The organism is Dawidia soli (assembly GCF_018598185.1).
GTDB lineage: Bacteria > Bacteroidota > Bacteroidia > Cytophagales > Cyclobacteriaceae > Ohtaekwangia > Ohtaekwangia soli.
This window is the reverse complement of the sequence record NZ_JAHESC010000062.1, coordinates 23,424-32,216: the sequence shown is the minus strand read 5'-3', so window position 1 is coordinate 32,216 and position 8,793 is coordinate 23,424. Positions and strand designations below refer to the sequence as shown.

The 8,793-nt window shown below is 51.7% G+C and carries 11 protein-coding genes; 6 read left to right on the top strand and 5 right to left on the bottom strand.

Translation table 11 applies throughout. The features are described from left to right. Positions 1 to 1,611, bottom strand: a 1,611-nt coding sequence (locus KK078_RS27500; RefSeq protein WP_254093559.1) for a hypothetical protein, incomplete at its 3' end; no start/stop codon positions are given. A 403-nt stretch (positions 1,612 to 2,014) separates the two neighbouring features. Between KK078_RS27500 and xseA the strand changes: the two genes are divergently transcribed. The 5 genes from xseA to KK078_RS27475 all read left to right on the top strand — a co-directional run bounded on the left by xseA (position 2,015) and on the right by KK078_RS27475 (position 6,109). After that, a complete protein-coding gene (gene xseA, locus KK078_RS27495; protein WP_254093558.1) occupies positions 2,015 to 3,454 on the top strand; it encodes an exodeoxyribonuclease VII large subunit in 1,440 nt (479 codons plus the stop codon). Beyond that, on the top strand, positions 3,432 to 3,641 hold the full coding sequence (gene xseB / locus KK078_RS27490; RefSeq protein WP_254093557.1) for an exodeoxyribonuclease VII small subunit: 210 nt from the start codon (positions 3,432 to 3,434) through the stop codon (positions 3,639 to 3,641). The genes xseA and xseB overlap by 23 nt, the downstream gene beginning before the upstream one ends. A gap of 159 nt (positions 3,642 to 3,800) precedes the next feature. Further along, positions 3,801 to 4,217 carry a DUF2541 family protein gene (locus KK078_RS27485; RefSeq protein WP_254093556.1) on the top strand — a complete coding sequence of 139 codons (417 nt, stop codon included), beginning with the start codon at positions 3,801 to 3,803 and terminating at the stop codon, positions 4,215 to 4,217. Positions 4,218 to 4,802: 585 nt separating this feature from the next. After that, entirely contained in the window at positions 4,803 to 5,042 is a 240-nt protein-coding gene (locus KK078_RS27480) for a hypothetical protein (RefSeq protein ID WP_254093555.1), read from the top strand. A gap of 560 nt (positions 5,043 to 5,602) precedes the next feature. Beyond that, positions 5,603 to 6,109, top strand: a complete 507-nt coding sequence (locus tag KK078_RS27475; RefSeq protein WP_254093554.1) for a pyridoxamine 5'-phosphate oxidase family protein — start codon at positions 5,603 to 5,605, stop codon at positions 6,107 to 6,109. A 49-nt stretch (positions 6,110 to 6,158) separates the two neighbouring features. On the opposite strand, the gene KK078_RS27470 is transcribed toward KK078_RS27475, so the two are convergent. Together KK078_RS27470 and KK078_RS27465 are read right to left on the bottom strand one after the other, a co-directional pair. After that, positions 6,159 to 6,395 carry a hypothetical protein gene (locus KK078_RS27470; protein WP_254093553.1) on the bottom strand — a complete coding sequence of 79 codons (237 nt, stop codon included), beginning with the start codon at positions 6,393 to 6,395 and terminating at the stop codon, positions 6,159 to 6,161. Positions 6,396 to 6,458: 63 nt separating this feature from the next. Next, positions 6,459 to 7,292 carry a hypothetical protein gene (locus tag KK078_RS27465; protein WP_254093552.1) on the bottom strand — a complete coding sequence of 278 codons (834 nt, stop codon included), beginning with the start codon at positions 7,290 to 7,292 and terminating at the stop codon, positions 6,459 to 6,461. Positions 7,293 to 7,493: 201 nt separating this feature from the next. Here KK078_RS27465 and KK078_RS27460 point away from each other — a divergent pair, with 201 nt between their 5' ends. Further along, positions 7,494 to 8,123 carry a porin family protein gene (locus KK078_RS27460; protein ID WP_254093551.1) on the top strand — a complete coding sequence of 210 codons (630 nt, stop codon included), beginning with the start codon at positions 7,494 to 7,496 and terminating at the stop codon, positions 8,121 to 8,123. Between the two features lie 62 nt (positions 8,124 to 8,185). Here KK078_RS27460 and KK078_RS27455 read toward each other — a convergent pair whose 3' ends face one another. Both KK078_RS27455 and arfB read right to left on the bottom strand, forming a co-directional pair. Further along, the gene (locus KK078_RS27455) at positions 8,186 to 8,353 is read right to left on the bottom strand and encodes a hypothetical protein (RefSeq protein WP_254093550.1); all 168 of its coding nucleotides are present in this window, start codon (positions 8,351 to 8,353) and stop codon (positions 8,186 to 8,188) included. Next, positions 8,353 to 8,772: an alternative ribosome rescue aminoacyl-tRNA hydrolase ArfB gene (arfB, locus tag KK078_RS27450; protein ID WP_254093549.1), complete on the bottom strand. Its 420-nt coding sequence runs from the start codon at positions 8,770 to 8,772 to the stop codon at positions 8,353 to 8,355. The genes KK078_RS27455 and arfB overlap by 1 nt, the downstream gene beginning before the upstream one ends. Positions 8,773 to 8,793 lie beyond the last annotated feature (21 nt).

The following is an 8,793-nucleotide window of genomic DNA, read 5'->3' as shown; positions in this document are numbered from 1 at the left end:
CCCGCGCCCGAGCGCGTGCAGCGGCACCGTGGTCGGCGCCCCCCCCGTGGGGGGGATGTTGAGGGTCCTCAAGGGTGCCACCGACGCGATATCGAAAAACGCCGCCGACCCCGACAGAACAGCATTGATCGTACCGCCGGTAACGTTATAGTTCGCGGCGTTACACCCGATGTGGATGCCGCCATTGGTGGCATCAGATGCCCCTCCGTCCGCTTCGGGGTTGCTGACATTGATCACTCCTCCCGACATGATAAATACCTGGTCGGGAAAAGGCAACGAGAAACGTGCATAGCGTCCGTCGGACGCCGTGGTACCACTGGCATTGAATGTCCCTCCAGAAATAATGAACGTACCGCGGTGTGTTGTTGCCGTGGTCGAGGGCCTGAACTTCTCCGTCGTGAACGTACCCCCTTCGATGAGATACTGGCCCTCTTCGCGAATGACAGCGCCTTGTCCGCCCAGCGACGTGAAACTGCCCGCCGTGATCCGGAACTTGCCGTAGATAACCAATGCGGAACCGTTGGTGTTAACCGTCGCACCGTCTACCCATAACATCGGGCTGACAGACGTCGCTCCCACATCATAGTTGGCCGATCCGGAACCGTACATCCGCGGAATGTTTATGTTCGCGCCGAGACGCAACGTGCCCGTGGTGATCGTGATCAACTGCCCGTTGGAATAAAAATTCACATTGGCCGTGTTGGTCGATGTAACCGACAGGATATTGGTCGAGTTCAGCCCTTTATTGACCGTCAGCGTATAAAAGTTTGTCACGCCGTTACACGCCAGTGTATTGTCGGTCGCTCCGATAAACCTTACGGCCGCCGCACCGTTTGTGGAGGCCGTATACTGCGCGCCATTACTGAGGTTGACAGTACCGTTGTTGGTCACATTGCCGGAAAAGGTCAGCTGATGAACAACGTTGAAGAGGCCCGTATTTAAAATAGTATTGACGCCAAACGCGGCGTTTCCATCGACGGTCACACGCACGAGGTTCGTCGCCTGACTGCCAAGGGTGACTGTCAGCGCGCCTGTGCCGGTAGCCCGCGTGGTTAGGTTTCCATTGATGCTCAGGGAATTCGCCGCCGCGTTCGAGACCGTCATGGTATGGGCGGTGCCGAGGGTATTGGTAAAGACCAGGTTGGGATAGGTGATCGCCAATGGTATCAGGCCTGTAAAATCATAGTATTCCACGGTGGCGCCCGACGCAAAGCTGTTCCGGAAGTTATTGGTCGTGATCGTGGGAAAGTTTCCCGATTTGATCTTTAAGGTACCTGCGCCGGAAAGTACGGCGACCGGTGCGTCTAGTGTAAACGTGGAAAGATCGAGTGTACCACCGTTTTGGATGGTAATGCGCAGGCCCGTTTCCGCGACGTTCGCGGTCAATGTTACCGTATAGCCGTTGAGAATGGTGACCAGATCGCCGTTGGCCGGTACGGTGCTTCCTACTAGCGTTGCGCCGGCGGGGTCCGTTGTCCAGATGTTCGGATCGTTCCAGTTACCACTATTGCCACCGTTAACATAGGTGTACAGGTTTGTCGCGGAGGCTGACGGGACAGCCAAAAAAATCGCTACGACAGCACAGAGGATCAAGAGAGGATACTTGCTCATGGTGATGGGATCGTGAGCCTCTTACACGCGCATTTCAGGGGAAGAGAGTGGAAATGTCGTAAAGAGGGTTCCTCAATATTACACAATTATCTTTCCGGATATGCCGCTGTGTAAGGTATCCGGCACAAAAAGTATAACATTTGCCAAAAAAAAGACAATACGTAGGTCTACCTATTTTAAATGGTTCTTTAAAACACTTTTCCAGCACTTTAAATAGGGTTTGTGCGGATTCACTACAATCCATCGGCTAGGTTTTTTTAGGCGTCCGGCGCTTCGCGAGCTCGTCTTGATTTCAACAGATTTCCCATCTACGGAATTGTGAACTTATTTTGGGAATAAAAAATGCGCTTTATGGCGCGCGGTAGCCTACGCACACTGTCGCGCAAGTCATATTTTTGTCTTTATGCAGGCAGCATCACCCATACGGCTTTCCGCATTATCGGCGCGGATCAGCGACACCTTGCGCGCGACGTTTCAGAACACGTCGTTCTGGGTTGTGGCCGATGTAACCAGTCATTCTTTTAAAGCCTCTTCGAACTATCACTATTTTGAATTGGTAGAGAAGGACCGCGACACCAATCATCTACTCGCCAGGTTTTCTGCGAAGGCCTGGGGAACGGGCGCGCGACAGATCGAACAGTTTGAGCAAACCACCGGGCAGCGCTTTACAAACAATATTCATGTACTCGTAAACGTCACCGTGGAGTACCATCCTACGTACGGTTTACAGCTGCAGGTCAATGCGATCGACCCGGCATTTACGCTGGGGCAAATTGAACAGCAACGATTGGCCACGCTGCGACGCCTGGTGACCGAGAACCCCAGCTTTATCCAGCAAGCCGGCGACACGTATATCACCCGTAATAACCGCCTTGCCTTAAAACCCGTGCTTCAAACCCTCGCTGTGATTTCGGCGCGGAATTCGGCAGGCCTTCAAGACTTCCGGCACTCACTGGAAGACAATGCCTTTGGGTATACCTTCCGCGTCGACGAGTACCTCACCGGCGTACAGGGCGAAGCCAACGCCGCGTCCATACGCGACACGCTCGCGACCATTTTCCTGTCGGGCATCGCATACGACGCGGTGATTATTACGCGTGGCGGCGGCTCGCAGACGGATCTGTTGATGTTCGATCATTACCTGGTGGGGCAAGCCATCGCGAAGTTTCCCATCCCCATCATTACCGGCATCGGCCATCATCGGAATACCTCCATCGCCGACCTGATGGCGCACTCGCCTACCCGCACGCCCACCAAGGCGGCGGAGTTCATCGTTGCGCACAACCGGGCGTTTGAAGAGTCGCTGTTGTATCTGCGGCAAACCATTGTTATCCGGGCGCAACAGCTCCTCGCACGTCAACAGCAGGCGTTAACCAGCTTGCAGCGGGAGATCTCTTATAGCAGCCACCAGGTACTCGGCACACATCAGGAAGCGGTACAGGCGCTGCGGAACCAAACGCTTCATCAGGCGCAACGCGTAGTGTACGCCCGGCGTGTAACGGTAGCCGGCCTGGGTGCGCAGGTGGCTGCCCGGTCGCAGGGCATGGCAGCACAGCAAAACCAGTCGCTGACGCACCTGGCCGCCACCCTCCGCGCGGTGACCACTACCTATATACGCGACCACCACCGGCACCTGCAGCATCTTACTACCTTTATGAAGCTCATGTCGCCGGCCAGCACCTTGCAGCGCGGCTTTGCGCTGGTACGGCACCAGGGTCGCCTGACCGGCGACACTGGCGCCATACAACCCGGAGACAACCTGGAAATACTATTGAAAGACACAATATTAAAGACAACCGTAACCGAAAAGACACGCCACGATGGAGCTACCCATGACCTATGAAGAAGCCTACCGCGAGCTCGAACAGATCGCGCAGGAGATTGAACATGAAACCGTGTCGGTGGATGTACTGGCCGAAAAAGTAAAGCGTGCGTCCGACCTCATTACTTTGTGCCAGACGCGGCTCAAGGCCACCGAAGGCGAGATCAACAAGATCATCGCACGCATGGAAAAAAACACCGAGGGCTAGGTCTTTGGCAGGCATACTATAGCCACACCCTGCCCGCGAATATCCCCATTTCCCGGGATTCCACAGCATGGCTGACCATGCCATCCGTTGTTCGGATGGCATACTTTTTTTACCCCCGTTGGCATAAAACAAACAACTGTTTAACAAAACAACACCACAATGAAAAAGTCAGCAGTAATACTGGTCGTGCTGTTTATGGCACTCGTGAATTTTACCTTTGCTCAATCACCCGGCGTAGTCACCAGCGCCAAGCCCGGATGGCACAAGATCGGTGAAGTAAAGGCCAGCTTTAAAATGGAAAATGAATCGATCGTTGTCATGGGCAACGACAAATTCAAGTCATTGAAGCTGAAAGTGACCGATGCCCCGATCAACATCGAAAACGTTCGGGTGTTCTATGAAAACGGTGCGTCGGAAGAAATTTCCGTGCGCAGCGAGCTGAAGAGCGGCGCTGAGACCCGCGTGATCGACCTCGACCACGCCGCGGAAGATATCAAAAAGGTAGAGTTTACTTATAAGACCCTGCCCAATCGTAAAGAGGAGAAGGCACACATCGAATTGTACGGTCTGAAGTAAGACCAGCAAACGTTCTCATAAAAGAGCAGGTGGCGCGGCCACCTGCTCTTTTTTTTATATAAACGGTACACAGCCGTCGCCTTGTGTCGTGTATCCCGGCACCGGATTTCCCCGGCGCCAAATCCTTGTTAGGCCCCGGCGCCGCGGGCCGCTGCCGCCGTCTGGCCATGCCGTAAGATGACGGCTACATCCGCGGGAAGATACGTGTATAGTTAGTCTGAAGGGCTATTAAACAGCCGGTCGCCTATGCTCCACACCGCGTGTAGAGGGCAGAAGCACTGTACGTTAAGAGTACATCCGGACCGGATCCACACCTGCATTATGCGTGTGTTATCACACTTATCAATGGCACCAGCTTTACTATAAATCGTCGGCATACTATACCTCGGGAAGGCATGATCGATCGTGATATGTATCCATACCTACATCGCCATACATACCTCCATCGTGGTGATGCAGGCAACTCATCGTATAAAAATGCACTGTATCTGACGAACGGTGTTCCATTTTAAATTATATTGTGTATACTTGTAACAAATTTATAGGCAAGTGCCTATAAACAGTAGTAAAAAAACAATTATAAAGATGGCAAAGAAAAAAACTCCGGAAAACCATGGTAAGCTGATTACCAAAAAAGAATTGGCTGACATCAAAAGGCTGGTGAAAGAAGGTACTCCTTCTGTCGAGATCGCCAAGAAAGTGGGCCGTACGCTTGGTTCGCTGCGGAAGATCGCTTTTGACAACACCATTTCGCTGCGTGTGAAGAAAGCTGCCAAGAAAACGGCGAAGAAAGCTGCTAAGAAAACAGCTAAAAAGGCAAAGTAATAGTTATACGTAATAGTATTTTCCCCGGTGTCGATGGTTTATACCTGCCACCGGGGATTTTTTTTACCCTATATTTTTACTTTTACCGTTGTTTTGGGTGCTCTCACCTGAATTTTACCCCTCCTGGCGCTGAAATAGCGTTCGCTGCCGCTGTGGTATCAACCTCACCGCGCATCACCTCATAAGATATTACAGAGCAACAATACCACCAGACACAGCGTAATGAGCGTGGATATAGCACACGTTACCAGAAACAAGATGACATGTTTACGCTTACGCCTCAGTTCTGCCAAGCGAAATTTTGACAAGAGATCATTGATAATTTCCATGACTCGGTTTGCTGTTTATCTAAACAAACAGCATCTTATTTTGTTTTAACGCACTATAACGTACTGTTTGTTATTATATAATCTAAAAAATCATCGCGTATTCAGCTCCGCTGTCAGTGAGGTTCACACCCCACAATACGCGATATTCTTTGCACATAACACCTGAAAAAGCAGGTATATCCGGCATTCGCGGGCACGGTATTGGTGCCACACTCTATATAACGACATCTTATGAGCTCCACGCAAAATCTTATCGACACCGCGGGCGTAGAAAAACTACAGACACTTACAAAGTCCGCGGCCATTTGTCTCATGGCGACCTCCTTACAAAAACGACCGCTGTCGACACGCCCCATGAGCACACTGCAAGTGGACGACGGCGGTAACTTTTGGTTCTTTAGTCAAAAGACAAGTCAAAAGAATTCAGAGCTCCGGGAAAACCCGGAAATACAACTCTTTTATACTAATATGGCCAGTTCCGAATACCTGACAGTATATGGCCACGCTACGATCTCACACAACCAGGCCAAGATCGAAGAGCTGTGGTCACCCATCGCCAAGGCATGGTTCCCGGAAGGTAAAGAGGACCCCGAGCTGACGGTTGTGAAGGTTACTCCGCTCGAAGCCCACTATTGGGATACCAAACACAATAAAATGGTTCAGCTGGTAAAGATCCTGGCGGGAAGTATTATCGGCCGGCCGCTTGACGACGGGATCGAAGGCCGCATAGTGGTATAATAGCGATTAACCCATCTTTATATACCCGGCAACCAGGCGACTCAGGGGTCTATTCGGAAATGATCATAACTCCCATTCCTTTGTAATGTTTATCCGGAAGCTTCTGCACCTTTAAAAACAGACGTGCATCCGGATTACTTTCCAGGAACTGGCTGTCGTGTTGTGTCCAGGTATATTCGGCATCCGGCAGGTCTTGAGCACGGAGCACGTCACCGACGGCAATGTCTGCGATTGCCGTACGGTCCATCTCAAACAGCATCACATTGCTTTTGATTTCGTAAGTCATACGCGGGGCATTTAAAATAGTCGCTAACAGAGTTCCCCTAAAAAATTATACCGGCCCGGCAACTTATGACTTAAACCACCGCAGTAACCGGCCAAACCAGCTCTTCGGCGCCTGTTTACGCTCATTTTCCATATCGGTCATCGGCTCATTAAAGAGACGGGCCGGTTTTGTCGGCACCGACGCCTTAACACGCTGTTGATAATATTGTGTACGGCGCTCTTTCTCCTGGCGGGCCAGCTCCTGTCGTTTCTCTTCCGCTTCGCGGGCCTCGCGTTCCCGTTGCAACCCTATCGGATTTTTTCGGGAGTGATTCCCTTCCCGAGTCCGCTGTTGTTTTCGTCCGTTGCCGCGATCGTCTCGTGTCTGTTGATGACGACCTTTTTGAACCGGCGGCTCACGCTTTACGATATCTGGCTCCCCCGCTCCTTCCTGCTTTTCCGGAATTTCCTTTTTCTTCGGCTCCGGCAATTCGATCTTACCCAGGATCTTTAATCCACTCAATTCCACCTTGGGCGCTTTGATCAGCGTAGTATTCTCATCGATCACCCCAGCCTCCTCGGTAATTCCGGCATCTGGCAGCGGCGCTGCTGAATGAGCCGCGATTGACTGATTTTCAGCTTGTTCGGTCGGCAACGAAGATGCTTCGGGCACCGGGTCATGCAGTACGGCTCCGGATTGATCCACGGGTGATACCGGCGTACCTTCTTCTTTCGTCGCTTCTTCCGCCAACGTTACCGCAGACATTTCCTTACCATAATGCTGTAGGATCCAGGTCAACTGTTCGTCCGTCAGCCGGGTGTTTGTACCTTCTTCTGTCTGAATGTTGTTGCTGGCCAGCAGCGCCGTTACTTCTGCAGGGCTTACTGAAAGCTTTCTCGCTAATTGTCCGAGCCTCATGGGCGAATCATTTTTGCCGCAAATATAAGCGCTGGCAATGATACTATCACCCTGGACGGGCAGCAGCCAGCAGTGTCACCTCGACACGTTATGATAACGATCGACGACAGCTTGTAGAGCAGATTCCTCCAAAACGTGCGTTAAAAGTCCTTTTTCCGACGGACCAATTATTTCGTTACCCCTTTTCAAACAACGAGAACTATGAAAAAGAATATCATCACACTTATCATGGCTGCCATGGCATTTGCCGGTGCCGTCGTGTTGCCACAGCACGCTTCGGCGCAGGATGACGAGAGGGTTTGGAGCATCGGTCCGGAGCTGGGGATCAACCTGGCGAAATATGGCGACGACGCCAGCGATACAGACTTTAAGACCGGCATCCTCGGCGGCGGTTTTATTACCTATAGCATTCGCAACACGCACGCATTTACCGGCAAGGTGCTCTTCTCACAAAAAGGTGCGAAGGACGGCGACGAAAAACAAACCTTGAATTATGTCGAGGTACCCGTGATCGTGCGCCTCTTTTTCAACCGCGACGGCGCTTTCCGTCCGAACCTATTTGCCGGCCCGTCGTTCGGTTTTCTCACCGGTGTGCGCAGCAAAGAGGGTGATGGCGACTATGTAAAACTGGATGACTACGGCGATTTCTACAACACGTTTGACCTTGGTGTAACGGCCGGGCTGGGTTTCAATTATGAATGTTCGCCGGGTACACGGATCCTCATCGATGCGCGTTATACCCATGGCCTGAACGACATATCAAAGTCCAGCAGTGTGTCTGTGATCAACCAGGCCATCGGTATAACGGCCGGCATATCCTTCGGGATTTAATATATTGGGGTAAGTGAGGGTGCAAAGCAGGATGCGTATCGCGTCCTGCTTTTTTGTACCTGTCATCCCCACCACGAGAAGAGCGAGAGTAACAGCAACAGAACGGCTAATAGTATCACGGCTATGCGCATGCCGCTGCTAGTCCCGGCAAACTCATATTGACACACCGGACACACCTTGGCACGCTCGTCGATGTCCATAGCACAGGAAGGGCATTCTTTTGTCTTCATCAGTCCATCGGGTTTTGACGCCATTTCTTTTTCTCGGAACGTTGCTTTTTGTTTTTGATCCGCTCTTGCACCGCCCCTTTGGATGGCTTGGTGGCCTTGCGCGCTTTTTTCTTTACAAAAGCTTTGGCCAGCATCTTTTCAAGTTTATCTACGGCCGCTTCCTTATTCGTAAGTTGCGACCGGCTTTCCTGCGCCACCACCATCAGCACCCCTTCGTTCGTCATCGAGGCACTGAGCTTTTGCATAATAATGTCCCGTTCTTCGTCGGTAAGCACCTGCGACTGTGCTACGTCGAACTTGAGGATCACCTTGGTGTTCACCTTGTTTACATTTTGTCCACCGGGGCCACCGCTTCGCGCGGTACTAAAATCAAGCTCGTGCGCGAGCAGGGCTGCTGTTAACTTTCGCTGCGTTGTCATAACAATAAGGCTGGTAATATC

Bases quoted from the DNA above. Each gene is read 5' to 3' on its own strand.
- xseA (WP_254093558.1), top strand. From the start codon at position 2,015: ATGCAGGCAGCATCACCCATACGGCTTTCCGCATTATCGGCGCGGATC.
- KK078_RS27485 (WP_254093556.1), top strand. From the start codon at position 3,801: ATGAAAAAGTCAGCAGTAATACTGGTCGTGCTGTTTATGGCACTCGTG.
- KK078_RS27455 (WP_254093550.1), bottom strand. From the start codon at position 8,353: ATGAAGACAAAAGAATGCCCTTCCTGTGCTATGGACATCGACGAGCGT.
- KK078_RS27470 (WP_254093553.1), bottom strand. From the start codon at position 6,395: ATGACTTACGAAATCAAAAGCAATGTGATGCTGTTTGAGATGGACCGT.
- xseB (WP_254093557.1), top strand. From the start codon at position 3,432: ATGGAGCTACCCATGACCTATGAAGAAGCCTACCGCGAGCTCGAACAG.
- KK078_RS27460 (WP_254093551.1), top strand. From the start codon at position 7,494: ATGAAAAAGAATATCATCACACTTATCATGGCTGCCATGGCATTTGCC.
- arfB (WP_254093549.1), bottom strand. From the start codon at position 8,772: ATGACAACGCAGCGAAAGTTAACAGCAGCCCTGCTCGCGCACGAGCTT.
- KK078_RS27480 (WP_254093555.1), top strand. From the start codon at position 4,803: ATGGCAAAGAAAAAAACTCCGGAAAACCATGGTAAGCTGATTACCAAA.
- KK078_RS27475 (WP_254093554.1), top strand. From the start codon at position 5,603: ATGAGCTCCACGCAAAATCTTATCGACACCGCGGGCGTAGAAAAACTA.
- KK078_RS27465 (WP_254093552.1), bottom strand. From the start codon at position 7,292: ATGAGGCTCGGACAATTAGCGAGAAAGCTTTCAGTAAGCCCTGCAGAA.